Source organism: Pseudomonas parafulva NBRC 16636 = DSM 17004 (assembly GCF_000730645.1).
Classification (GTDB): domain Bacteria; phylum Pseudomonadota; class Gammaproteobacteria; order Pseudomonadales; family Pseudomonadaceae; genus Aquipseudomonas; species Aquipseudomonas parafulva.
Genome location: NZ_BBIU01000004.1, coordinates 95,407 through 119,988 on the forward strand (window position 1 = coordinate 95,407; position 24,582 = coordinate 119,988).

Annotated in this window: 23 protein-coding genes; 12 read left to right on the forward strand and 11 right to left on the reverse strand. The window is 62.9% G+C overall.

All coding sequences use genetic code 11. The annotated features are described in order from the left end of the window. The first annotated feature begins 26 nt into the window (after window positions 1-26). The 7 genes from PPA02S_RS02465 to PPA02S_RS02495 all read left to right on the forward strand — a co-directional run bounded on the left by PPA02S_RS02465 (window position 27) and on the right by PPA02S_RS02495 (window position 9,067). Window positions 27-1,025 carry a phosphate ABC transporter substrate-binding protein PstS gene (locus PPA02S_RS02465; protein WP_028632864.1) on the forward strand — a complete coding sequence of 333 codons (999 nt, stop codon included), beginning with the start codon at window positions 27-29 and terminating at the stop codon, window positions 1,023-1,025. Window positions 1,026-1,160: 135 nt separating this feature from the next. Continuing rightward, the gene (locus PPA02S_RS02470; protein ID WP_028632865.1) at window positions 1,161-3,449 is read left to right on the forward strand and encodes an ABC transporter permease subunit; all 2,289 of its coding nucleotides are present in this window, start codon (window positions 1,161-1,163) and stop codon (window positions 3,447-3,449) included. Window positions 3,450-3,520: 71 nt separating this feature from the next. Further along, complete coding sequence (gene pstA / locus PPA02S_RS02475) at window positions 3,521-5,137, forward strand: phosphate ABC transporter permease PstA (protein ID WP_174435874.1); 1,617 nt, start codon at window positions 3,521-3,523, stop codon at window positions 5,135-5,137. Window positions 5,138-5,239: 102 nt separating this feature from the next. Further along, on the forward strand, window positions 5,240-6,073 hold the full coding sequence (pstB, locus tag PPA02S_RS02480; protein WP_028632867.1) for a phosphate ABC transporter ATP-binding protein PstB: 834 nt from the start codon (window positions 5,240-5,242) through the stop codon (window positions 6,071-6,073). Window positions 6,074-6,217: 144 nt separating this feature from the next. Next, a complete protein-coding gene (gene phoU / locus PPA02S_RS02485) occupies window positions 6,218-6,988 on the forward strand; it encodes a phosphate signaling complex protein PhoU (RefSeq protein ID WP_028632868.1) in 771 nt (256 codons plus the stop codon). A gap of 164 nt (window positions 6,989-7,152) precedes the next feature. Then, window positions 7,153-8,049, forward strand: coding sequence for a response regulator (locus PPA02S_RS02490; protein ID WP_028632869.1), 897 nt, complete (start codon window positions 7,153-7,155; stop codon window positions 8,047-8,049). Window positions 8,050-8,170: 121 nt separating this feature from the next. Further along, on the forward strand, window positions 8,171-9,067 hold the full coding sequence (locus PPA02S_RS02495) for a M23 family metallopeptidase (RefSeq protein ID WP_028632870.1): 897 nt from the start codon (window positions 8,171-8,173) through the stop codon (window positions 9,065-9,067). A 34-nt stretch (window positions 9,068-9,101) separates the two neighbouring features. Here the strand turns inward: PPA02S_RS02495 and PPA02S_RS02500 are convergent, their stop codons facing one another. The 5 genes from PPA02S_RS02500 to PPA02S_RS02520 all read right to left on the reverse strand — a co-directional run bounded on the left by PPA02S_RS02500 (window position 9,102) and on the right by PPA02S_RS02520 (window position 14,282). Continuing rightward, window positions 9,102-10,442 (reverse strand): hemolysin family protein, encoded by a 1,341-nt coding sequence (locus tag PPA02S_RS02500; RefSeq protein WP_028632871.1) that lies wholly within the window; start codon window positions 10,440-10,442, stop codon window positions 9,102-9,104. Window positions 10,443-10,577: 135 nt separating this feature from the next. Continuing rightward, a complete protein-coding gene (gene phoR / locus PPA02S_RS02505; protein ID WP_028632872.1) occupies window positions 10,578-11,885 on the reverse strand; it encodes a phosphate regulon sensor histidine kinase PhoR in 1,308 nt (435 codons plus the stop codon). Window positions 11,886-11,997: 112 nt separating this feature from the next. Continuing rightward, window positions 11,998-12,687, reverse strand: coding sequence for a phosphate regulon transcriptional regulator PhoB (phoB, locus tag PPA02S_RS02510; protein WP_003253341.1), 690 nt, complete (start codon window positions 12,685-12,687; stop codon window positions 11,998-12,000). Between the two features lie 147 nt (window positions 12,688-12,834). Next, a complete protein-coding gene (gene ubiA / locus PPA02S_RS02515; protein ID WP_028632873.1) occupies window positions 12,835-13,725 on the reverse strand; it encodes a 4-hydroxybenzoate octaprenyltransferase in 891 nt (296 codons plus the stop codon). Further along, the gene (locus tag PPA02S_RS02520) at window positions 13,725-14,282 is read right to left on the reverse strand and encodes a chorismate--pyruvate lyase family protein (protein ID WP_028632874.1); all 558 of its coding nucleotides are present in this window, start codon (window positions 14,280-14,282) and stop codon (window positions 13,725-13,727) included. The genes ubiA and PPA02S_RS02520 overlap by 1 nt, the downstream gene beginning before the upstream one ends. Window positions 14,283-14,421: 139 nt before the next feature. Between PPA02S_RS02520 and PPA02S_RS02525 the strand changes: the two genes are divergently transcribed. From PPA02S_RS02525 to PPA02S_RS02540, 4 genes are all read left to right on the forward strand, one after another. Next, window positions 14,422-14,589 carry a rubredoxin gene (locus PPA02S_RS02525; protein ID WP_028632875.1) on the forward strand — a complete coding sequence of 56 codons (168 nt, stop codon included), beginning with the start codon at window positions 14,422-14,424 and terminating at the stop codon, window positions 14,587-14,589. A 14-nt stretch (window positions 14,590-14,603) separates the two neighbouring features. Beyond that, entirely contained in the window at window positions 14,604-15,752 is a 1,149-nt protein-coding gene (locus PPA02S_RS02530; protein WP_028632876.1) for an NAD(P)/FAD-dependent oxidoreductase, read from the forward strand. Between the two features lie 186 nt (window positions 15,753-15,938). Further along, a complete protein-coding gene (locus tag PPA02S_RS02535) occupies window positions 15,939-16,238 on the forward strand; it encodes an HU family DNA-binding protein (protein WP_028632877.1) in 300 nt (99 codons plus the stop codon). Window positions 16,239-16,384: 146 nt separating this feature from the next. Further along, on the forward strand, window positions 16,385-16,759 hold the full coding sequence (locus PPA02S_RS02540; RefSeq protein ID WP_028632878.1) for an SCP2 sterol-binding domain-containing protein: 375 nt from the start codon (window positions 16,385-16,387) through the stop codon (window positions 16,757-16,759). Between the two features lie 34 nt (window positions 16,760-16,793). Here the strand turns inward: PPA02S_RS02540 and PPA02S_RS02545 are convergent, their stop codons facing one another. The 6 genes from PPA02S_RS02545 to exbB all read right to left on the reverse strand — a co-directional run bounded on the left by PPA02S_RS02545 (window position 16,794) and on the right by exbB (window position 23,504). Continuing rightward, window positions 16,794-18,197 carry an aminoacyl-tRNA deacylase and HDOD domain-containing protein gene (locus tag PPA02S_RS02545; RefSeq protein ID WP_028632879.1) on the reverse strand — a complete coding sequence of 468 codons (1,404 nt, stop codon included), beginning with the start codon at window positions 18,195-18,197 and terminating at the stop codon, window positions 16,794-16,796. A 78-nt stretch (window positions 18,198-18,275) separates the two neighbouring features. Beyond that, window positions 18,276-20,354, reverse strand: coding sequence for an ATP-dependent DNA helicase RecG (gene recG / locus PPA02S_RS02550; protein ID WP_028632880.1), 2,079 nt, complete (start codon window positions 20,352-20,354; stop codon window positions 18,276-18,278). Between the two features lie 3 nt (window positions 20,355-20,357). Further along, window positions 20,358-21,284 (reverse strand): hydrogen peroxide-inducible genes activator, encoded by a 927-nt coding sequence (locus PPA02S_RS02555; RefSeq protein WP_028632881.1) that lies wholly within the window; start codon window positions 21,282-21,284, stop codon window positions 20,358-20,360. Window positions 21,285-21,378: 94 nt separating this feature from the next. Further along, complete coding sequence (locus PPA02S_RS02560) at window positions 21,379-22,110, reverse strand: energy transducer TonB (protein ID WP_028632882.1); 732 nt, start codon at window positions 22,108-22,110, stop codon at window positions 21,379-21,381. Then, complete coding sequence (gene exbD, locus PPA02S_RS02565) at window positions 22,107-22,535, reverse strand: TonB system transport protein ExbD (RefSeq protein WP_028632883.1); 429 nt, start codon at window positions 22,533-22,535, stop codon at window positions 22,107-22,109. Before exbD ends, PPA02S_RS02560 begins: the two co-directional genes overlap by 4 nt. A 3-nt stretch (window positions 22,536-22,538) precedes the next feature. Further along, window positions 22,539-23,504 carry a tonB-system energizer ExbB gene (gene exbB / locus PPA02S_RS02570; protein ID WP_028632884.1) on the reverse strand — a complete coding sequence of 322 codons (966 nt, stop codon included), beginning with the start codon at window positions 23,502-23,504 and terminating at the stop codon, window positions 22,539-22,541. A 165-nt stretch (window positions 23,505-23,669) separates the two neighbouring features. Between exbB and PPA02S_RS02575 the strand changes: the two genes are divergently transcribed. Next, on the forward strand, window positions 23,670-24,533 hold the full coding sequence (locus tag PPA02S_RS02575; protein ID WP_028632885.1) for an NAD-dependent epimerase/dehydratase family protein: 864 nt from the start codon (window positions 23,670-23,672) through the stop codon (window positions 24,531-24,533). Window positions 24,534-24,582 lie beyond the last annotated feature (49 nt).

Below are 24,582 nucleotides of genomic sequence, written 5' to 3' on the forward strand. Positions count from 1 at the left end.
ACCCCTATTCCTGCTAGGAGCAAGGCATGAAACTGAAGCGTTTGATGGCGGCCCTCACCTTTGCCGCCGCTGGCGTTGCAACCGCCAACGCGGTAGCTGCTGTCGACCCTGCAATCCCGACCTACACCAAGACCACCGGTGTTTCGGGCAACCTCTCCAGCGTTGGTTCCGATACCCTCGCGAACCTGATGACCTTGTGGGCCGAGGCCTACAAAAAGGAATACCCGAACGTCAACATCCAGATCCAGGCTGCTGGCTCCTCCACCGCGCCACCTGCGCTGACCGAAGGCACCGCCAACCTCGGCCCGATGAGCCGCAAGATGAAGGACGTGGAGCTGCAGGCGTTCGAGCAGAAGTACGGCTACAAGCCAACTGCCATCCCGGTGGCTGTCGACGCCCTGGCCGTGTTCGTGCACAAGGACAACCCGATCAAAGGCCTGACCATGGCCCAGGTTGACGCAATCTTCTCCTCCACCCGCCTGTGCGGCGGCAAGGCTGACATCAAGACCTGGGGCGACGTGGGTGTAACCGGCGACCTGGCCAACAAGCCAATCCAGCTGTTCGGCCGCAACTCGGTTTCCGGCACCTACGGCTACTTCAAGGAAGAAGCCCTGTGCAAAGGCGACTTCAAGCCTAATGTGAACGAGCAGCCTGGCTCGGCTTCGGTGGTGCAGTCGATCAGCTCGTCGCTGAACGGCATCGGCTACTCGGGCATCGGCTACAAGACCGCCAGCGTCAAGACCGTGGCCCTGGCCAAGAAAGAAGGCGGGGAGTTCATCGAAGACAACGAGACCAACGCCCTCAACGGCAGCTACCCGCTCTCGCGCTTCCTGTACGTCTACGTCAACAAGGCGCCGAACAAGCCGCTGGCGCCGCTGGAAGCCGAGTTCGTCAAGCTGGTGCTGTCGCAGGCCGGTCAGCAGGTGGTGGTGAAGGACGGCTACATTCCGCTGCCGGCCAAGGTGGTCGACAAGACCCTGGCTGACCTGGGCCTGTCCCACGCCGGTAATGTTGCCAAGCAGTAATTGACCGATGAAGGGGCCGGGGGAAACCGGCCTCTTTCACAACTCCCAGCCCGAAGCCAGGCTTACTGTGCGTCGGGCTTCCGTGCGTCATCGCATTGTCATGTTTTTGTCATACGGGACCGCTAGGGTGTGCCCATGAATGATCTGGCCAACTCCACAATGACCCAAAATTCCCAGCCTGTGCGCATTGATTTCAATACGCCGGAGCTGCAACGCAAGCGGCGCATTCGCGCCTTGAAGGACCGCCTGACCCGCTGGTACGTACTGGTGGGCGGGCTGGCTGTGCTGGCCGCCATCACGTTGATCTTCTTCTACCTGGCCTACGTGGTGCTGCCGTTGTTCCAGGGCGCCGAGCTGACCAAAAAGCAAGCCCTGGCCCCGGCCTGGCTGCAGCAGGATGCCGGCAAGCCGCTGATGATCGCCCTTGAAGAGCAGAACCTGGTCGGCATGCGCGTTTCGGACAAAGGCCAGGCGCTGTTCTTCGACACCAAGACGGGTAATGAACTCAAGCGTGTGGACTTGCCCGTGCCAACCGGCACCCAGGTCACCTCCATTGGTGCCGACCAGCCGGGCAGCCCGGTGGTGGTGTTGGGCCTGTCCAACGGCCAGGCGCTGGTGTTCCACCACAGCTACAAGATCACCTACCCGGACAATCACAAGACCATCACCCCCGGCATCGACTACCCGTATGGGGAACAGCCCTTTGTGCTGGACGAGCAGGGCCGTGGGCTGGACCACGTCAGCGTCAACGTCAATGGTGACACCCTGCTGCTGGCCGGCTCCACCGGAGCCCAGTTGCAGGTACTGGCGCTGACCCGTAGCGAAAACATGATGACCGGTGAGGTCACCACCGAGCAGAACCGTATCGCCCTGCCGCAAATGACCGAAACGGTGAAGAACATCTTCATCGACCCCCGTCAGCAGTGGTTGTACGTGATCAACGGCCGCGCCAGCGCGGACGTGTTCAGCCTGCGCGACAAAAGCCTTAATGGCCGCTACAAGCTGTCTGAAAACGCCGGCACCGAAGTGACCGCGACCACCCAGCTGGTCGGTGGCATTTCGCTGGTCGTGGGTAACTCCGATGGCGGCCTGGCCCAGTGGTTCATGGCCCGCGACCCGGATGGCGAGTCGCGTTTCAAACAGATTCGGACGTTCCAGATGGGCACGGCGCCTATCGTGCAGATCGACGCCGAGGAACGCCGCAAGGGCTTCATCGCCCTGGATGCAGACGGCAAGCTGGGCGTGTTCCACAGCACCGCGCACCGCACCCTGCTGGTGGAACCCGTAGCCCCTGGCGCAGGTATCCTCGCCCTGTCGCCCCGGGCCAACCGCATCATCATCGAAGCAGCGGGCAAGCTGCTGCCGCTGAGCCTGCGCAACCCGCACCCAGAGGTATCCTTCAGCGCGCTGTGGGGCAAGGTGTGGTACGAAAACTACGATGAGCCCAAGTATGTCTGGCAGTCGACGGCTTCGAACACCGACTTCGAGCCCAAGCTCAGCTTGTCTCCGCTCACCTTCGGTACGCTGAAGGCGGCGTTCTACGCCATGATCCTGGCGGCCCCGCTCGCCATCGCTGCAGCTATCTACACGGCCTACTTCATGGCCCCGGGCATGCGCCGCAAGGTCAAGCCGGTGATCGAGCTGATGGAAGCCATGCCCACGGTCATCCTCGGGTTCTTCGCCGGCCTGTTCCTGGCGCCGTACCTGGAAGGCCACCTGCCAGGCGTGTTCAGCCTGTTCCTGCTGATGCCGCTTGGCATCCTGCTGGCAGGGTTCACCTGGAGCAGGCTGCCCGAGTCCCTGCGCCTGCGTGTGCCCGATGGCTGGGAAGCGGCGATCCTGATCCCGGTCATTCTGCTCACCGGCTGGTTCGCCCTGACCATGAGCCCGCACCTGGAAAGCTGGTTCTTCGGCGGCGATATGCGGTTGTGGATCACCAACGACCTGGGCATCACCTATGACCAGCGCAACGCCATGGTGGTGGGCATCGCCATGGGCTTTGCGGTTATCCCGAACATCTACTCCATTGCCGAAGATGCCGTGTTCAGCGTGCCACGCAGCCTCACCCTGGGCTCGCTGGCCCTGGGTGCGACGCCCTGGCAAACCCTGACCCGCGTGGTCATCCTCACCGCCAGCCCGGGTATCTTCTCGGCGCTGATGATCGGTATGGGCCGGGCGGTAGGCGAAACCATGATCGTGCTGATGGCCACCGGCAACACCCCAGTGATGGAAATGAACCTGTTCGAGGGCATGCGCACCCTGGCTGCCAACGTGGCCGTGGAGATGCCGGAGTCGGAAGTCGGCGGTAGCCATTACCGGGTGCTGTTCCTGGCCGCCCTGGTGCTGCTGATGTTCACCTTCGTCATGAACACCTTGGCCGAGCTGATTCGCCAGCGTCTGCGCAAGAAATACTCGTCGCTTTGATAGAAAGGTAGCGATCCGTGAAAAAGGATTCCCTCAAAGGCTGGTTCAAGAGCGGCGCCCCCGGCGTATGGATGAGCGGCGGCGCGGTGGCTATGGCGGTGATCATGACCGTCGGGCTGCTGGCCGTCATTGCCGTACGCGGGCTGGGCCACTTCTGGCCGGCAGACCTGGTTCAGGCCACCTACAAGGTGCCGGGCCAGGCGCAGCAGACCGTCATCGGCGAGGTGGTGCAGCAGGAAGAAGTGCCGCGTGCGCGCCTGAAGGGCGCCGGCCTGCCGGTGCCCGACCAGGGCCCTGAGTTCATGACCCGCGAGTTGATCAAGGTAGGTAACCGCGACCTCAACGGCAGCGACTTCACCTGGGTGGTGGGCGAATGGCTGGTCGATGAAAAACGCCCGTCCGAGCTGATGGCCCTTGAGCGTCGCGAATGGGGCAACTTCTACGGGTACCTGGTCAGCGTCAAGGAAGAAGGCCGCGTGGTCGCCCAGGGGCCCGCTGCCTGGGGTGAACTGCAGGCTCGCCTGCAGCGCGCCAACACGCTCAACAGGCAGCTGCAGGCGCTGGAAAAGAAAGACATCGGCGCCATCAACCATGGCCTGGAACGTCTGCGCCTGCAGGCCCGCAAGCTTGAGCTGGAAGGCAAGCTGGACGCCGCAGCCCAGGCTGACATGGACGCTGACAGGGCCGAGCTGAACAGCCGCTACAAGGCCGTGGAAGAGCGCCTGACCGGCCTGCACCAGGCTTTCGCCCGCGACAGCCTGGTGGCGCGTGATGGCAATGGCCGGGAGGTTGAAATCAACCTGAGCAAGGTGGTGCATGCCATCCAGCCCAATGCCATGTCCGGCTTCACCAAGCTGGGCACCTACTTCGGCAAGGTCTGGGAATTCCTCAGCGACGACCCGCGTGAAGCCAACACCGAAGGCGGGATTTTCCCGGCTATCTTCGGCACTGTGATGATGACCCTGATCATGGCGGTGATCGTCACCCCGTTCGGTGTACTTGCGGCGGTGTACCTGCGTGAGTACGCGCGCCAGGGCCCTGTGACGCGCCTGATTCGCATCGCGGTGAACAACCTGGCCGGTGTACCGGCGATCGTCTACGGTGTGTTCGGGCTGGGCTTTTTTGTCTACGTGCTGGGCGGGTCGATCGACCGCCTGTTCTTCCCAGAGGCCCTGCCGGCACCTACCTTGGGTACGCCCGGCCTGCTGTGGGCATCGCTGACCCTGGCGCTGCTGGCGGTGCCGGTGGTGATCGTGGCCACGGAAGAAGGGCTGGCACGCATCCCGCGTACGGTGCGCGAAGGCTCGCTGGCGCTGGGCGCCACCAAGGCCGAGACGCTGTGGAAGATCGTCCTGCCCATGGCCAGCCCGGCCATGATGACCGGCATGATCCTGGCGGTGGCGCGCGCTGCCGGCGAAGTCGCGCCGCTGATGCTGGTAGGTGTAGTGAAGCTGGCGCCCTCGCTGCCGGTGGATGGCAACTACCCGTACCTGCACCTGGACCAGAAGATCATGCACCTGGGCTTCCATATCTATGACGTGGGCTTCCAGAGCCCCAACGTGGAGGCGGCCCGCCCGCTGGTGTACGCCACCGCGCTGTTGCTGGTGCTGGTGATTGCGTCGCTGAACCTTTCGGCGGTGTGGATTCGTAACCACCTGCGCGAGAAGTACAAGGCGCTCGACAGCTAATTCAAGCCTTAAGCCACAAGCGGCAAGCATCAAGCTGATTGCCGCTTTGCTCAAACTTGCAGCTTGCAGCGCGAAGCTTGCAGCTTCGAATGGAGTGAGACGATGCAACACGATAATCACGCCCACGGCATCGACATGTCTGCCTTGGGCCGCGACAAGCAGAGCCTGCGCCTGGCCGAAGAAACGGTCGCCATCGAAGTACCGGGCCTGAGCCTGTTCTACGGTGACAAACAGGCCCTGTTCGATGTCAGCCTGAACATCCCCAAGCAGCGCGTTACCGCCTTCATCGGCCCGTCGGGCTGCGGCAAGTCCACGCTGCTGCGCACCTTCAACCGCATGAACGACCTGGTCGACGGTTGCCGGGTAGAGGGTGCGATCAACCTCTACGGCAACAACATCTACCGCAAGGGCGAAGACGTGGCCGAGCTGCGTCGCCGGGTGGGCATGGTGTTCCAGAAGCCCAACCCGTTCCCCAAGACCATCTACGAGAACGTGGTGTACGGCCTGCGCATTCAGGGCATCAACAAGAAGCGTGTGCTCGATGAAGCCGTGGAGTGGGCGCTGAAGGGCGCTGCGTTGTGGGATGAGGTGAAGGACCGCCTGCACGACTCGGCGCTGGGTTTGTCCGGTGGCCAGCAGCAGCGCCTGGTGATTGCCCGTACCATCGCTGTCGAACCCGAGGTGCTGCTGCTCGACGAACCCTGCTCGGCGCTGGACCCGATCTCGACGCTGAAAGTCGAAGAGCTGATCTACGAACTGAAAGCCAAGTACACCATCGTCATCGTCACCCACAACATGCAGCAGGCCGCGCGGGTCTCGGACTACACGGCGTTCATGTACATGGGCAAGCTGGTGGAGTTCGGCGACACCGACACCCTGTTCACCAACCCTGCGAAAAAGCAGACCGAAGACTACATCACCGGTCGCTACGGCTAGCAGCGGCAAGCCGCAAGCCTCAAGCAGCAAGCTACAAGCGGCAAGCTGCAAGTCAAGGCGGCTGCGGCTAAGCACGGAGCTAGTGAACAACACGAACTACTTGAAGCTTGCAGCTTGAAGCTTGCAGCTTAGCGGAGCGACCGGATGATCAACAAAGAAAGCCTTACCCACCATATCTCTCAGCAGTTCAACGCCGAGCTCGAAGAAGTGCGCAGCCATCTGCTGGCCATGGGCGGGCTGGTGGAAAAGCAGGTCAATGATGCCGTGACGGCCCTCATCGAGGCGGACTCCGGGCTGGCCCAGCAAGTGCGCGAAGTGGATGAGCAGATCAACCAGATGGAGCGCAACATCGACGAAGAGTGCGTGCGCATTCTGGCCCGTCGTCAGCCCGCTGCCTCCGACCTGCGCCTGATCATCAGCATCTCCAAGTCGGTGATCGACCTGGAGCGCATCGGCGACGAATCCACCAAGATCGCTCGCCGGGCCATCCAGTTGTGCGAGGAGGGCGAGTCGCCCCGTGGCTACGTCGAAGTGCGACACATCGGTGACCAGGTGCGCAACATGGTGCGCGATGCCCTGGATGCCTTTGCCCGGTTTGATGCCGACCTGGCCTTGTCGGTGGCCCAATACGACAAGACCATCGATCGCGAATACAAGACGGCGCTGCGCGAGCTGGTGACCTACATGATGGAAGACCCGCGGTCGATCTCCCGGGTACTCAGCGTGATCTGGGCGCTGCGCTCGCTGGAGCGCATCGGCGACCACGCGCGTAACATCTCCGAACTGGTCATTTACCTGGTACGCGGCACCGATGTGCGCCACATGGGCCTCAAGCGCATGACTGCAGAAGTGCAGGGCAGCGCGGCGGTGCATGGCGAAAAAGCTAATGTTCCGGGTGAAGCGGACGATAAATAAGGTTGCTCCCGAGCATCGACGCCCGGCCTCTGCCGGGCGTTTTCGTTTGTGGTCGTAGAGCCAGCAGGGCCGTGGCGAACCGTTGGAAAAGTCCCGACGTTGGATAGGCAGTAGCAAGTGGCCAGCAATTGGCAGTAGGCTAGTCGGGATCAGAAGGAGTATCGATGAGTAAAGTGAATGTGCTGGTCGTGGATGACGCCCCGTTTATCCGCGATCTGGTCCGCAAGTGCCTGCGCAATGCCTTCCCCGGCATGACCATAGATGACGCTGTGAATGGCCGTAAAGCCATGGCTCTGTTGGGCAAGGAGCCTTTCGACCTGGTGCTCTGCGACTGGGAGATGCCAGAGATGTCTGGCCTGGAACTGCTCACCTGGTGTCGCCAGCAACCGGAGCTTAAACACCTTCAGTTCATCATGGTGACCAGCCGCGGCGACAAGGAAAACGTGATCCAGGCGATCCAGGCAGGGGTTTCCGATTTTGTCGGCAAGCCGTTCACCAACGAGCAGCTGCTGACCAAGGTGAAGAAGGCCTTGGCCAAGATCGGCAAGCTCGACAGCCTGATGGCGCCTGCGCCGGCACGCTCCAGCGGGGCATTCGCCAACGACTCGCTCAACGCTCTCACTGCCGGCAGACCTGAGGCGGTGAAGGTTGCCGCGCCAGCGCCCGCCAAGCCGGTGCCCAGCGCAGCCAGGCCAGCCGCCGCTGCACCTGCCGCTGCACCCAGTGGGCGCGGCCAGGGCCAGCTGCGCCTTGCCAGCGGCGCTCAGCCTTGTGTGATCAAGGCGCTGAGCCTGAAGGAGGCGCTGCTGGTGGTGCGGCGCAGTGAAACCCTGCCCCAGGTGCTCGAAGGGGCCGTGCTGGACCTGGAGCAAGGTGAGAACGCCGAGGTCGCCCGCTTGAACGGCTACCTGCACGCGATCGTTGCATTCGAGCCGAAACCGGACAGCGACTGGCTGCAACTCACATTCAAATTCGTCGACCAGGACGCCCAGAAGCTCGATTACCTGTCGCGGCTGATTGCCCGCGGCACTGCCCAGAAACACTTCACCCCGGGCGCCTGACGCACGGTTCGGCGGGTGGCGGGCTTCGTCAGGGGCTTGTGCCATCCGACCAGCTGCCATGGTCATCGCGTCACCCGCTGCTAGGCTTCGACAGATCGCCAACTGTCAAAAAGCCACTATCATGCCTGCACGCCTGCTGCTTGTTTGCGCGTTGCTCCTGGCCTCGGCGTCGAGCCTGGCGGTGACGCTGCACGCTGTCACCGATGCATCGGGTGCGGTGTCCTATGCCGACCGCCCAGGGCCTGGGGTGAAGCCCATGCTGTCGGACGAATCCATGATCGAGATCCAGCCCGAAGACGTGCGCCTCAACGCCATCGTGTTTCAGGGCGGGGTGAGTTTTTCGGCGCGCAACGAGCTGCCGGTAGCCGTGCAGGTGGAGCTGCGCCTGGACAACCTGGTGAACGCGCAGGGTGGCAATGCACCGCGCATCGTGCGGCGTGTGCTGCCGCCGCGGTCAACGCAAATGCTCAGCGTGCTGCGGGGCCGGCCCGGTACCCTGCTCAATTATCGCTCCACCCTGCTGCAGGCCATGGGCGACCCCGGGGCGCGCCCGCAGGGCTATCGCTATGCTTTCCCCTGGGTAGGTGGGCCCTTTCGCATAAGCCAGGGGCCAAACGGGCGGGTCAGCCATTTCGGGCCCAAGGGGCGTTATGCCATGGATATCGCCATGCCTGAAGGCACCACGATCGTGGCTGCGCGGGAAGGGGTGGTGGTGAGCCTGCAGAACAGCCAGAGCGGGCGGGGCGAGAACCCGTCGGGCAACTTTGTGCGGATCCTGCACCCGGACGGGACGATGGGCGTGTACCTGCACCTGATGCGCGGCTCGGTGGTAGTTACCCCTGGCCAGCGGGTGCGGCAGGGGCAAGTGCTGGCCAAATCAGGCAACACCGGCAACAGCACCGGCCCGCACCTGCATTTTGTGGTGCAACGCAACGTGGGGCTGGCTGTGGAATCGATACCCTACCGGTTCGACAAGCCGATCAGCGGGTCGCCTGACTACACCGCAGGCAACCCGTGAGGGCATGAGGGGCTGACGCACAGCCCGGTTAGCCTTAGTCCAGCTTGAGCACCTTGGCCAGTACGATCTTCGGCCCTTTCATCTTCTTGATGATGATGCGCAACCCTTCGACCTCCAGCACTTCTTCCTCTTCGGGCACGCGCTTGAGCGTTTCATAGATCAAACCGGCCAGCGTCTCGGCCTCGATATGGTCCAGGTCCACACCCAGCAGGCGTTCCACCTTGAACAGCGGGGTGTCGCCACGCACCAGTAGCTTACCCGGCTGGTAGGCCAGGATGCCGCGTTCGGTCTTGCGGTGCTCGTCCTGAATGTCGCCGACCAGCACTTCCAGAACGTCCTCCATGGTCAGGTAGCCGATGACCTTGCCGTCGGCCTCTTCCACCAGCACAAAGTGGGCACCACCCTTGCGGAACTGCTCCAGCAACTGGGACAGCGGCATGTGCCGCGAGACGCGCTCCAGCGGGCGAGCCAGGTCTTCCAGGTCGATGGTTTCTGGCAGCTGTTCCAACTCGGCCAGCTCCAGCAGCAGGTCCTTGATGTGCAACAGGCCGGTGAATTCCTCGCGCTCGGCGTCGTACACCGGGTAGCGGCTGAACTTGTGGCGGCGTATCAGCCCTAGAATCTGCTTCAGCGGGGCATGGGCATCGATGCTGACCATGTCCTCGCGGGAGTTGGCCCAGTCCACCACCTCCAGCTCGCCCATTTCCACGGCCGAGGCCAGCACGCGCATGCCTTGGTCGCTGGGGTCCTGGCCACGGCTGGAGTGCAGGATCAGCTTGAGTTCTTCACGGCTGTAATGGTGTTCGTGGTGGGGCCCTGGCTCACCCTGGCCGGCAATGCGCAAAATGGTATTGGCGCTGGCGTTGAGCAGGTAGATGGCCGGGTACATCAGCCAGTAGAACAGGTACAGCGGCACCGCCGTCCACAACGACAGCAGCTCAGGCTTGCGGATGGCCCAGGACTTCGGCGCCAGCTCACCGATCACGATGTGCAGGTACGAAATCACGAAGAAGGCGACAAAGAACGACACCGCCTTGATCAGCTCGGGCGTATCGACGCCCATGTAGGCCAGCAACGGCTCGAGCAGGTGGGCAAAGGCCGGCTCGCCCACCCAGCCCAGGCCCAGCGAGGCGAGGGTGATACCCAGCTGGCAGGCCGAGAGGTAGGCGTCGAGCTGGTTGTGCACTTTGCGCAGGATGCTGCCGCGCCAGCCGTGCTGCTCGGCAATGGACTCCACACGCGTGGCACGCAGTTTGACCATGGCGAATTCTGCCGCAACGAAGAAGCCGTTGAGCAGTACCAGGAGCAAAGCAAAGATGATCATGCCGAAGTCGGCGAACAGAGAGGTGAGGCTGATACCAGGGGAAGGGTCCATGATGGAGTTTTTACGGGGTCCGTCTATGAGGTAGGAAGAAAAATGCCGGCTCCAGCCGGCACTGGGGGTCCAATGTAGCGGCTGGTGCTGCAAAAGCAAAGGGTGACGGGTTCATCTGCCTGTGAGGCAGCCGCTTCAGCCTTTGTCGCTGGCCAATTGTACCGGCGCAAAATGACAGGTGAAGGTGCTGCCGTGCCCAGGCACGCTGCTGATCTCAAGTTTGCCGCGGTGGCGCATCAGCACATGCTTGACGATCGCCAGGCCAAGCCCGGTGCCGCCAGTGTTGGAGGCCCGGCTGGAGTCCACGCGGTAGAACCGCTCTGTCAGGCGAGGCAAGTGCTTGGCGTCGATGCCCACCCCTGAGTCCTGCACCGACAGGTGCGCACCCTGGGCATCGACCCACAGGCGGATACGGATGTTGCCTTCGTCCTGGGTGTACTTGACGGCGTTGAACACCAGGTTGGAAAACGCACTGCGCAGCTCCGATTCGCTGCCTTTGAGCCGCACCCCTGGCGTTGCGTCCAGGGTAATGCGCTGGTTGCGCCCGCCGGACAATGCCTGGGCGTCGTTCCTGATCGCGGCGAGCAGGGCATCGACGGCCACGGGCTGGTTGTCGGACGGGTAGTCGGTGGCCTCCAGCTTGGCCAGCAGCAGCAGGTCGTTGAGCAGTGTCTGCATGCGCGAGCCCTGTTGGCTCATCTGCTGCAAAGCGCGGCGCCAGCGTGGGTTCACGTCTTCGACGTTGTCCAGCAGGGTTTCCAGGTAGCCAGTGATCACTGTCAGTGGCGTGCGCAGTTCGTGGGAAACGTTGGCGACGAAATCCTTGCGCATCTGTTCAAGCTGATGAATACGGGTGACATCTCGCACCAGCATGAGGTGTTCGTTGTTGCCGTAACGGGTGATGTGCAGCTGCACCCGCATGCGGTCGTTGATCGGTGAAGGGATTTCCAGGGGCTCAAGGTAGTTTTCGGCCTCGAAGTACTCCTTGAAGCGCGGGTGGCGCACCAGGTTGGTCACCTGCTGGCCGCCATCCTGGGGGGTTTTGAAGCCCAGCAGGGTTTCGGCAGCACGGTTCCACCATTCAAGGTTGCCGTGGCTGTCGAGCATGATCACGGCGTCGCGCAGCGCCGCAGTGGACTCCTGAACCCTGTCGATCACAGCCTGCAGCCTGCCGCGTACACGCTGATCGCGGCGCTGCAGGTGGTAGATGCTGTCGAACACTTCGCCCCACAAGCCGTAGCCATCGGGGGGGGCCTCATCGGGCTGATGGTTGCGCAGCCAGTCGTGCAGGCGCAGCAATTGCTTGAGGGTCCAGCCCAGGTACAGCGCCAGGCCGATGGCCAGGCTCCAGCCGTAGTAGCCACTGACCAGCCCGCCGATCAGGCAGAGCGTAATCAGCAGCAGCAGGTGGCGAATCAGCGTCGCGTGCCAGTTCTGGTTCAATTTGGGGGGAATCCTTCGGATCCGGCGGCACGTTGCGAGCTTCAAGCTGCAAGATGAAGCGGATCTGTGATGCTGATAGTCCTTTTTCTAGCTTGAAACGAATGGCTTGCAGCTAGCTCTTGGTGGAGAAGCGGTAGCCGGTACCGCGTACGGTTTGTACCAGATTTTCGTAGGCCTCACCCAGGGCTTTGCGCAGGCGGCGGATATGCACATCGACGGTGCGTTCTTCCACATACACATTGCCACCCCAGACCTGATCGAGCAGTTGGCCGCGGGTGTAGGCACGTTCCTGGTGGGTCATGAAGAATTGCAGCAGGCGGTATTCGGTAGGGCCCATTTCAGCGGGCTTGCCATCGATGGTGACGCGGTGGCTGATGGGGTCGAGCAGCAGGCCGCCGACTTCAATCGGTGCTTCGCTGTCGCTCGGGCCGGTGCGGCGCAGCACGGCCTTGAGACGCGCCACCAGCTCACGCGGCGAGAACGGCTTGGTGATGTAGTCGTCTGCACCCACCTCCAGGCCCTGGATCTTGTTGTCCTCTTCACCTTTGGCGGTGAGCATGATGATCGGGATGTCACCGGTCAGCTCATCGCGCTTCAGGCGCCGGGCGAGCTCGATACCCGAGGTACCGGGCAGCATCCAGTCGAGCAGGATCAGGTCTGGTTTGCGATCGACGATGATCGCGTGGGCCTGTTGCGAGTTTTCTGCCTCCAGGCAGTCATAACCGGCCATTTCCAGGGCGACGGCAATCATCTCGCGAATAGGCGCTTCGTCGTCGACGATCAGAATGTTTCTGCCAACCATGCTCAAAACCTCTCCTGGATTCGCTGTCTTGGCCCCGCATTAGATAACGGAATTATTGCAGCTGTGTGACAGGGTATTGGCGGTTCTGGCTACATTCCATGACTGGGCCAGGGTGGGCGGGGCCGTAGCGGTGAACGGCCCACGCTTTCAGCGCAGCGCATAATCCAGCACCACGCCGATAAAGATCAGCATGCCCGCCCAGTGGTTGTGCAAGAACGCCTTGAAGCAGGACTCGCGGTCCAGCTTGCGGGTAGACCAATATTCCCAGGCAAAGCACACCGCCGCGCCCAGCAAGCCCAGGTGGAACCAGCCGCCCAGGTCGAACTGGCTGCCCGCCAGCAACAGGCACCCCAGCGACAGCATCTGCAGGCTCAGGATGATCACCCGGTCGGCATCGCCGAACAGGATGGCGGTTGATTTCACCCCTATCTTCAGGTCGTCATCACGGTCGACCATCGCGTAATAGGTGTCGTAACCCACCGTCCACAGCAGGTTGGCGATGTACAGCAGCCAGGCGGCGGCTGGCAGTTGGCCGCCGGCTGCGGTGAACGCCATGGGGATGCCCCAGGAATAGGCCGCGCCCAGCACCACCTGCGGGTAATAGGTGTAGCGCTTCATGAATGGGTAGCAGAACGCCAGTGCTACCGCGCCAAATGACAACCACACCGTGCGGCTGTTGGTGCACAACACCAGGGCAAAGCTCACGGCCACCAGTATCGCGAACAGCGCCAGGGCCTCGCGCGGCTTCACCCGGCCACTGGCCAATGGGCGGTCTGCGGTACGTTTGACGTGCCCGTCGACCTTGCGGTCGGCGAAGTCGTTGATGCAGCAGCCCGCGGCCCGCATCAACACCACGCCCAGGCCGAATATCAGCACGTTGGCCAGCGTCGGTGAGCCGTTGCCCGCGATCCACACCGCCGACAGCGTCGGCCACAGCAGCAGGTAAATGCCGATGGGCCGGTCCATGCGGCTGAGCTGTACGAAATCCCAGGCCCGGGGGTGCAACCGGTTGAGCGACTTGAGCAGTTGCAGGTACATCAGCGGGCCTCCTGTTGCGCGGCTTGCCACAGCGCCGGCAGGAATACCTCCGCCACCAGCAGGTCCAGCCCGTCGCGTGAAAAACGCGAACGACGGCCCCAAAGGCCTTCGCAGGCCGCTTCGGCGGGTAGCCAGGCCGGGGGGTAACGGCAAACCTGCAGCGGGTGGCGCATGAACGCCTGGTCGCAGAACAGCAGCTCGCCGAGTGAGCGAGTGCCGAGTGTTTCCAGGTCCAGCCCGCCGCGTTCCAGGGCGCTGCGGCTGGCGACGCTGCGGGCAAACACCCACGGCTGGCCATGACCGCGCAGGAACACTTCGCGTACCCAGCCTTCGGCACCCTCGGCAATGCCCAGCGCCTGGCATTCATCCAGGCGCAAGGGCTGCCAGCCCTCGAACAGCGGGGTTACCGAAAAGTGGTCGGATGATAGGCGGGTCAGACGGCGGGTCAGTGACCCCTCATCCAGCAGCCAGTCCAGAATGGGCTGGTCGAGGGGGGTGGCCAGCTGTGAATACGGTAGCCACGCGACAGCGGCTGCTTGCGGGGAGGCGTACGACACGTCGGTCTGCTTGTAACAACCAAAGAGGCCGCGAGCTTAGCATGATTGCCCCGGCTGCTAGCATAATAGCCGGCCGTGCAGGCACCACCTGAGTGCCACCACGAACCTGACCAAGCCTGAACCGAGGAAACGCGTCTCTATGAAGAAGTGGCAATGTATTGTCTGCGGCCTGATCTACGATGAGGCCGCTGGCTGGCCTGACGACGGCATCGCCCCTGGCACCCGATGGGAAGACGTGCCGGAGGATTGGCTATGCCCGGATTGCGGCGTGGGCAAGGGTGACTTCGAAATGATTTCCATCGGCTGATAAAGGAGCGGCACATGACGTCCCCTGTGGTGATCATCGGTACCGGCCTTGCGGGCTACAACCTGGCGCGTGAATTTCGCAAACTCGACGCTCAGACGCCGTTGCTGCTGATAACCGCGGACGATGGCCGTTCCTATTCCAAGCCCATGCTGTCTACCGGCTTCGCCAAGCAGAAAGACGCCGACGGCCTGTGCATGGCCGAGCCGGGGGCCATGGCCGAGCAGTTGAATGCCGAGGTGCGCACGCACACGCGCATCAGTGGTATCGACCCGGGTCACAAGCGCCTGTGGATGGGTGAAGAGGCTGTGCCCTATCGCGACCTGGTGCTTGCCGTGGGCGCGCAAACCATTGCAGTGCCTGTCGACGGTGATGCAGGCGACCTGGTCTTCCCGGTCAACGACCTGGAAGACTACGCACGCCTTCGCGCGGCGGCCGCAGGGAAGCAGCGGGTGTTGATTCTGGGGGCTGGGCTGATCGGCTGCGAGTTTGCCAATGACTTGAGCCTGGGCGGCTTCCAGGTGGACGTGGTGGCGCCGTGCGAGCAATTGATGCCGACCCTGCTGCCGCCTGCGGCGGCCAAAGCGGTGCAGGCAGGGCTGCAGCAGCTGGGTGTGCGCTTTCACCTGGGGCCGGTGCTGACGCGCTTGCAACGCTGCGACGGCGGCCTGCAAGCGCATCTTTCCGATGGCCTGGTGGTTAATTGTGACCTGGTGATTTCGGCCATCGGCCTGCGACCTCGCACCGACCTGGCCACGGCTGCCGGTTTGCAGGCTGGCCGCGGCGTCAGCGTTGACCGCTACCTGCGTACCTCACATGCCAACATCCACGCCTTGGGCGATTGCGCAGAGGTCGATGGCATCAACCTGCTGTATGTCATGCCGCTGATGAGCTGTGTACGGGCCTTGGCACAGACCCTGGTCGGTAACCCCACAGCGGTCGCCTACGGCCCAATGCCCATCACCGTCAAGACACCGGCATGCCCGCTGGTGGTGTCGCCCCCGCCAACGAGCCAGCCTGGTGCTTGGCAGGTAGAGGGCCAAGGCAATGACATCAAGGCGCTGTGCCTCGATGTTGAGGGCAGCTTGCTGGGCTATGCGCTGACCGGCGCGGCCGTAACGGAGCGGCTGGCATTGAATCGTCAGCTCCCTCCTGTAATGGCGTGAATGGCTTATGTTTTGTCGCTAATGACTTTTTATGGCCCACACAATGGCCGCGCTGATACTGGCGCGGCCCTGATGCTCGTGCCATTCTCACTCTCGTCTGCCGCAGATTAGAGCCTGCGGTGCCTTGAGCGCTGCTCCAAGGGCAGCACGGCATAACAACAAGAATTCCGTCAAAGAGGCTTTACCATGCGCAAACCAGATCTCGCCAACGTCATCGCCGAGAAGGCTGACCTGTCCAAGGACAAGGCCAACGAGGTGTTGAACACAATTCTCGAGCAAATCACCCTTGCCGTTAACACGGGCAATGTGACCTTGGTGGGTTTTGGCACCTTCGAGAAGCGCCACCGGGGCGCCCGCACCGGCAAAAACCCGCAAACTGGCGAGCCCGTGAAAATCAAGGCCAGCAACACGGTTGCTTTCAAACCTGGCAAGGACCTGCGCGAGGGTGTGAACAGCCCTGCAAAACCCGCGAAGAAGAGCAAGTAACTGCGCTTGGCGCCTGTTGAACATGGCCTGACGGGCGCCTCAGGGCGCCCTTCTCATGGGTGCAGGAAAATGTCCCGGAATGGATTAATTTGCTCAATAAAAGGATAAACTGCGGCGCTTAGTCACTTTTTATTCGAGGCGCGTTGATGAAGTTCCGCTTTCTTCTCTGGGCCATGGGGCTGTTGATGGCCAGGGCCAGCCGCAACAACCCTGCCTTCCAGCAGCAGCTCAAGGGCAAGGACCTGGTTTTCCAGATGCAAACGCTGGACGGCAAGGTGGCCCGGCACTTCATCGTCAGTAACGAGCGGGTCAGCAGCAAGGGCGGTTCATACCCGGAGCCGGCCTTCGCCATTGCCTTCAAGGACGCCGCCTACGGCTTTGCCACCCTGCAGGCCACCAACAAGCAGTTGGCATTCATGCAGGGTATTCAGGACAAGCACATCCAGATCAAGGGCAACCCGGCGTTGGTGATGTGGTTCCAGGGCCTGATGAAATACCTGAAACCCAAAAAGAAACGCTGAAACAACAGGGGCCGCCTAGGCGGCCCCTGTCATGTTAGTGCGGCGTCTGAAACTGCGAAGCCAGTTCCCGCAGCAGGCTCTCGGCCTCAAGCACCTTGCTGACGACATCCTCGGCTTTTTCCCGCACCAGGCCCAGCCGCTCCAGCAATTCATCGGGTATTTCGTCCTGCGGCCCAGAGCCGATGCCCCGAGAACGCAGCAGCCGGGTGGCCAGAAACACCAGGTTGGGGAACGCGGAGTACTCCCCGTCATAGCCTGGGTCGTGCTGGAAGCGTAGCGCCGTCGACAGCTCATCGGGCATGTCCCACAGCTTCATCAGCCAGGCACCGATCTGCTCCCGGCTGATGCCCAGCAGGTGCTGTTCGACGTAGGTGTGGCACACGTGCGGGTTCACTTCCAGGTGGCGGCAGATCAGCGAAAAGTGCGGCGGGAACACATGGGCCAGCAGCAGGTAGCCAAAATTATGCAGCAGCCCTGCCAGGTAGGTGAGCCCCGCTTCCGGGCGCTCGGCCCGAGGCATGGCGCGGGTGAGCCCTTCGATCACTGCAGCGGTATAGATCGATTGTTGCCAGTAGGGGGTCGCCTGCTGAGGCTGATCCTTGGGCAGGCTCAGGGTTTTGCCAAGCGCAAGGCCAAGGGCCAGGTTGATGACCAGGTCGAAGCCCAGCACGCGAACAATGGCGTCTTCCACCGAGCGTACCTTGCCCGGTGAGGCGTAATAGGGTGATGCCGCCCAGCTGACCACCTGGGCCGCCAGTGCCGGGTCGGTTTCAACCACGCCGGTGATGTCGTCGATGCTGGCGTTGGGGTCTACACGCAGCTTCATGATTTTCTGCGCGGTATCGGCCAGCGGCGGGATCTCGATGGTTTCTTCGAGGCGCTTCTGGATGCGTCGGGCGGTGAAGGCCTGGACAGCTTGGCTGATTTCCCGGGTATCGTCATCCGGGCGGTCGAGGTTAGGCCGGATGGCCTTTACGTCCTGGCCGAAGCTGCTGGCGCTGGCCTTGGCCAGCAGGCGCTTGAACGGCTCGCGCTCGATCTCCAGCAGCAGGCCGGTTTCACCGGACTGGATAAACACCTGCTCGACGTCGAGCAGGCTTTTTTCATACTGGCACGGCGAGCTGGTAAGTGCAGGGATGCCCGGCAGCACCTTCAGCTGGTGCTTGTCGAGCATCTGCCGCAAACGTGGCATGGGTACTGCGGTGAGCTTGCGACCGGTCAGCTCGGCCAGGCGGTTGAGGTCCAGCAACTGGCTCTGCGGGAACAGCACCATGAGTGCCCCGACCTCGTCATCCAGCAGTACAGCCTGTACGCAGGCGGCCGCAGGCGGTGGCGGGTGGGCCAACACCTCGCGGTAGGCAACGCCGAGCTTGTCGAGCAGCAGGCGTATGACCGAAGGCGTATGTGGGGCTGCGGTGTCCAGGGCAACTTGAGTCATGGTCCGTATCCACTGATTCTTTTAAACACGAAGTATAACCAGCCACGGCGCAAAACTGGATCCATTGTGGGACGCAGGTCACACCTGGCCATATTGCTGACCGTGGCGCAGCCAGCGATCGAGCAGCGGGCTGACATGCTCTGGCCAGCGTGCCACCAAGGCCTGGGCCGCGTCGCGCACCGCCGGCAGCAGGTCGGCATCACGCATCAGGTCGGCCACCTTGAATTGCAGCAGCCCGGTTTGCCGGGTGCCGAGCATTTCGCCGGGGCCACGCAGCTCCAGGTCTTTTTCGGCGATGATGAAGCCATCGTTGGTTTCACGCATGATGCCCAGGCGTTCGCGGCCGATCTGCGACAATGGCGGGTGATACAGCAGTACGCAGTGGCTGGCGGCGCTGCCCCGGCCCACCCGGCCCCTCAGCTGGTGCAGCTGTGCCAGGCCCAGGCGCTCAGGGTTCTCGATGATCATCAGGCTGGCGTTGGGCACATCCACGCCGACTTCGATAACCGTGGTGGCAACCAGCAACTGCAGGTTGCCGGCCTTGAACTCGGCCATGATCTCGGCCTTCTCGGCAGGCTTCATGCGGCCATGAATCAGCCCGACACGAAGTTCGCCCAAGGCGCTGCCCAGCTCTTCATAGGTGCTTTCGGCGGCCTGGCAGGTCAGTTCTTCGGACTCTTCGATCAGGGTGCACACCCAGTAGGCCTGGCGCCCCTCGGCGCAGGCCGCACGTACCCGCTCGACCACTTCGAAGCGGCGGCTGTCAGCCACCAGCACGGTGTTGACCGGGGTACGACCAGGCGGCAGTTCATCCAGCACCGAGGTGTCCAGGTCGGCATAGGCGCTCATGGCCAGTGTGCGTGGGATGGGTGTGGCGGTCATGATCAGCTGATGGGGGCACAGCGTACCGGCAACACCCTTCTTGCGCAGGGCAAGGCGCTGCTGCACGCCAAAGCGGTGTTGCTCGTCGATGATCGCCAGGGCGAGGTTCTTGAATTTCACCTCTTCCTGGAACAGCGCATGGGTACCGACCACCATGGGTGCGCCGTTGACGATCTGCTCCAGCGCACTGGCCCGCGCCTTGCCCTTGAGCTTGCCGGCCAGCCAGGCGACTTCGATGCCCAGCGGTTCGAGCCAGCGCTTGAAGGTGATGTAGTGCTGCTCGGCAAGAATCTCGGTGGGGGCCATGAGCGCCACTTGGTAACCCGCTTCCAGCGCCTGCAATGCTGCCAGGGCGGCGACCACCGTCTTGCCGGCGCCCACATCGCCCTGCACCAGGCGCAGCATCGGCTCGTGCTGGCTCAGGTCATAGGCAATCTCGTTGGCCACCCGCTGCTGCGCGCCGGTTGGCTGGAAGCCCAGGTTCGCCAGGTATTTCGCCGGCAGGTGGCCAGGCTTGGGCAATACCGGGGCGCGCAGGCTGCGGAGGCTTTCACGCAGGCGCTGCTGCGACAGCTGGTGGGTGAGCAGCTCTTCGAACGCCAGGCGATGCTGAGCCCAGTGATGGCCCTCGGCAAGCTCATCCAGGTCAGCATCGGCTGGCGGGTTGTGCAGGTAGCGAATGGCCTCGTCCAGCGGTGCCAGCTGGTAGTCGCGGGCCAGTTCGTCGGGCAGCCAGTCTGGCAGGCTACGGGGGCCGAGCATGGCCAGGCTTTGCTGGCACAGCACGCGCAGACGTTGCTGGGTAAGGCCTTCGGTGGATGGGTAGATCGGAGTGAGGGTCTGCTCAACCGGCGGTGGCGGCTCGTCGCCATTCAACGCCCTGTATTCGGGGTGGTAGATTTCCAGGCCCGAGGCACCGGGCCGTGCTTCGCCATAACAGCGCAAATGGGTACCCCGCTTGAGGCCCTCCTTTTGCGCGTTGCTGAAGTGGTAGAAGCGCAGGCTCAGTACGCCGCTGCCGTCACCCAGGCGCACCACCAGGCTGCGGCGTTTGCCCATGGTCACATCGGCGCCGCTGACCACGCCCTCGATGACCGCATCCTGCCCCGGGCGCAACTGCCCGATGGGCACTACACGGGTGCGGTCCTGATAGCGCAGGGGTAGGTGGAACAGCACATCCTGCAGGTTCTCCAGGCCAACCTTGGCGAGTTTTTCCGCCATGGCATCGCCTACGCCCTTGAGTACCGTTACCGGTACCTTCGACAACTCACTCATGGCTCAGGCGGTTTGTTCGGCAGGGGCTTTGGCGACCGAGCACAGGCGGATCGAGTCGGCCAGAATCTCGATGGCCTTGGGCCGCGGGAAACTGGCGCGCCAGGCGATGGCCACCGTGCGGAAGGGCGCGGGTGCGGTGAGTGGGCGCACCTCGATCACGCCGGGGGCATAGTGATGGCTGTGCACGGCCGAGAGCGGAAGGATCGACACGCCAAGGCCAGATGCCACCATATGGCGGATGGTTTCCAGCGAACTGGACTCGACCGTGGTGTGGCGGGCACCTTCGCCACCCTTGTTCAGGGTTGGGCAGGCTTCCAGTACCTGGTCGCGGAAACAATGGCCTTCGCCGAGCAGCAGCAGGCTCTTGTCGTTGAGCATGGCCGTGTCGATGGTTTTCTTGGCCGTCCAGGGGTGGTCGGCTGGCATCAGGGCGCAGAACGGCTCGTCATACAGCGGCAAGGTCAGCACGTCGGCTTCGTTGAACGGCAGGGCGATGATCACTGCATCCAGTTCGCCGTTGCGCAGTTTTTCACGTAGCACATGGGTGAAGTTTTCTTCGATGTACAGCGGCATCTGCGGGGCCACACGGTGCAGCTGCGGGATCAGGTGCGGGAACAGATAAGGGCCGACCGTGTAGATGGCGCCGACTTTGAGTGGTGCTGTGAGCTGGTTTTTACCGGCCTGCGCCAGCTCGCGAATGCCCTGGGCCTGCTCGAGCACCTTCTGCGCCTGGGCAACGATGCCTTCGCCGACCGGGGTCAGGCGCACCGCGCTTTTGCTGCGTTCGAAGATCAGCACGCCAAGCTCGTCCTCGAGCTTCTTCACACCGACCGAAAGGGTGGGCTGGCTCACGTGACAACGTTCGGCGGCATGGCCGAAGTGCTGTTCCTGAGCGAGTGTGACGATGTAGCGGAGTTCTGTGAGGGTCATAACGTGCGTCCATGAAGTTGCGAGCCCAGCATAGCGGCTGCAATCGATAGACGCACGTTATCAGACTTGCTGATTTGTGACAGAAACAAAAGTATCAGCGGCGGTCCAGGGAGTACACAAACGGTGCCACGACTTCGATGGTGCCGTTGTTAAGCAATTCCGGCGGTGGCTTGGGTACCGTGCCGGCCCGGCGAATCATCTCCAGCGTTGCCCGGTCCAGCGAAGCACTGCCCGACCCCCCGGCCATGGCATACGACACCACCTTGCCCTCGGCATCCACCACGAAACGCAGGCGGTTGATGCCCTGCAGGCCGCGGCGACGTGCATCTTCAGGGTAACGCTTGTATTTCGCCAGGTGACGCAGCAGGTCGCTTTGCCAGGTTGGCAAGGCGTTGCTGTTGGACGCAATGCTCGGTGCCGGAGCCGCCGATTTCTGCGGTGGCGTGTTGCTGGGCGGTGCGTCCACGGTCTGTTCGGTTGGCGGCGCTTCCTTGGGCGGCTCAGGCTTTTTCTCAGGCTTGGGCGGTTGTGGCTTGGCCTTGGGCTTGGGCGGCTTGGGGATGGCGATCTTGGGTTTCGAGGCTTCCGCCAGCTTGGGCAATGGAGGCTCTTCGACCGGCGCCGGTGGCTGGGGTACCGCTTTGGGTGGAGGCGGTGGCGCAGGCTCGGGCAACGGCGCCAGCTCGACCATCATGGCTGCCGGTGGCAGCTCGATGGCCTGGGGCACCGACCAGTTGAGCATGAGCAGCACAGCGACGGCATGGACACCCAGCACAAGCGCCAGGCTGCCGCTGTAACGCGCCAGATTGTGCCGCGTCTTCGTCATTTCTTGGCTGCCGTCTCGAGACCTACCAGACCGACTTTCAGGTAGCCGGCCGCGCGCATGTTGTTCATCACTTCCATCAGGTCACCGTAGTCCACGCCCTTGTCGGCCTGGAAGAAGATGGTGGTCTCCTTGTCACCCTTGGTCTTGGCGTCGAGCATCGGGCCAAGCCGGTCGGGTGCTGGAACCTGATCGTCGCCGACATACAGCTTCTGGTCGGCCTTGACGCTGACGAACACCGGTTTCTCGGGCCTTGGCGCCGGCTTCGCCGTGGAGGCGGGCAGGTCGACCTTGATGTCGACCGTGGCCAGGGGGGCTGCGACCATGAAGATGATCAACAGCACCAGCATCACGTCGATGAAGGGGGTGACGTTGATCTCGTGGTTTTCGGCGAGGTCATCGCCACCTTCGTTAAGATGCAGGCCCATGGCTTACCCCACTTTCACCATGTGCGGGGCAGCGCGCTCGCCACCCTGGTGGTCCAGGTCACGGCTGACCAGCAGCAGTACCTGGGCGGAGGCGTCGGATACCTGTGCCTTGTAGCCCGCGATGGAGCGGGCGAAGACGTTGTAGATGACCACGGCAGGAATCGCCGCTACCAGGCCCAGGGCCGTGGCCAGCAAGGCTTCGGCAATACCAGGTGCTACTACTGCCAGGTTGGTGGTCTGAGTCTTGGCGATGCCGATGAAGCTGTTCATGATGCCCCAAACCGTACCGAACAGGCCGACGAAGGGCGCGGTGGAGCCGATGGTTGCCAGTACCCCGGTGCCGCTGCTCATGTTGCGGCCGCTGGCGTGTACCAGGCGCTCCAGGCGGAAGCTGACGCGTTCCTTGATACCTTCTTTCTCGCGGGCGTTGGCTGACAGGCGCATTTCTTCGAGTGCGTCGTGGACCAGGGTGTGGGCCAGGGTGCCTTCCTTGTTGGAGACCTCGCTGGCCTCTTTCAGGCTGGCGGACTTCTTCAACTGGGCGATCTCGCCACGCAGGCGACGCTTGGCACCCAGCAGCTCGAAGCCTTTGGCGATCCAGATGGTCCAAGTGATGATGGACGCGATGGCCAGGCCGATCATGACCGCCTTGACCACCACGTCGGCGTTTTTGTACATGCCCCATGGGGACAGGTCGTGGGCCATGCCCAGCGAAGTATCTTCAACCATGGCTTCGACGCTTGGGTCGGCGGCAGCCGGGGCATCTGCAGCGTTAACCGGGGCCGCTTCGCCGGCCGGCGCGGCAGCGGTGTTTGCCGGAGCAGAGGCAGCGGCCGGTGCGGCGGCGGCATTGGCGTTAGGCTCATCGGCCATGGCCATCGGGGCCAGCACCAGGCTGAAGGCCAGCGCGGCGATGGCGCGCCAGGCGCGCGACTGGGTTGGCGAAGCGGAAGGTTGATTACGTGTCATGCTGGCCGGACCTGATGAAGATAAAGGTGGATGTTCTTCAAGGCCTCGAGGTAGGCCGAGAACAATTTGGTCGCCATTATTGCAAGTAATTCTTGTTAACAAAAGTAATCTTGTTGCTTTTTTCGCCTACGGTTGGGCGGATCTATCGGTCTAAGGGGGTTTCAGATGTCGGACCTTTCGGTCTTGATAGTAGGTTGTGGCGATGTCGGCGGCCGTCTGGCCCGGCAGATGTTGGCGCGTGGTTGGCATGTCAGTGGGCTGCGTCGCGCTGTGGGGCAACTGCCCCACGGGGTGGTACCTGTGGCCGCTGACCTGGCCGAGCCGGCAATACCGTCTGCCTGGCCAAGCCATGCACCGGACTACCTGGTGTACTGCGTGGCGGCCAGCCAGCATGACGAAGCCGGCTACCAGGCGGCCTACGTGCAGGGCTTGCGCCATGTGCAAGGCTGGTTGGCTGAGCGAGGGCAGCGCCCGCGTCGGCTGTTGTTCGTCTCCAGCAGCAGTGTGTTTGCGCAGAAGGGCGGGGAGTGGGTGGATGAGCAGTCGCCTACCCGCCCTGAAGGGTATTCGGGGCGGGTGATGCTGGAGGCGGAGCAACTGGCCTTGGCGGGTGAGTGCCCGGCGAGTGTGGTGCGCCTGACCGGCATCTACGGCCCGGGCCGCGAGTGGCTGCTCAGCCAGGTTCGCCAGGGTTACCGGGTGGCCGAGCAGCCGCCGTTGTACGGCAACCGCATCCACGCCGAGGACGCTGCCAGCCTGCTGGCGTTCCTGTTGCAGGCCGATGCCGATGGCCGGGCGCTGGACGATTGCTACATCGGCGTGGATGACGACCCTGCACCGCTGGCCGATGTGGTCGGCTGGCTGCGTGAGTACATGGGCGTTACACACTGGTCCGATGAGCAGCGGGTGCGGCGCACTGGCAGCAAGCGCTGCAGCAATGCCCGTGCGCGGGCCCTGGGTTGGGTGCCGGCATACCCGAGCTACAAAGAAGGGTACGCGGCCATTTTGCAGGGTTCGGTTAGCAACTAACCCAGCTCTTTGGGCTGCACATCACACCCCTGTGGGAGCGGGTTCACCC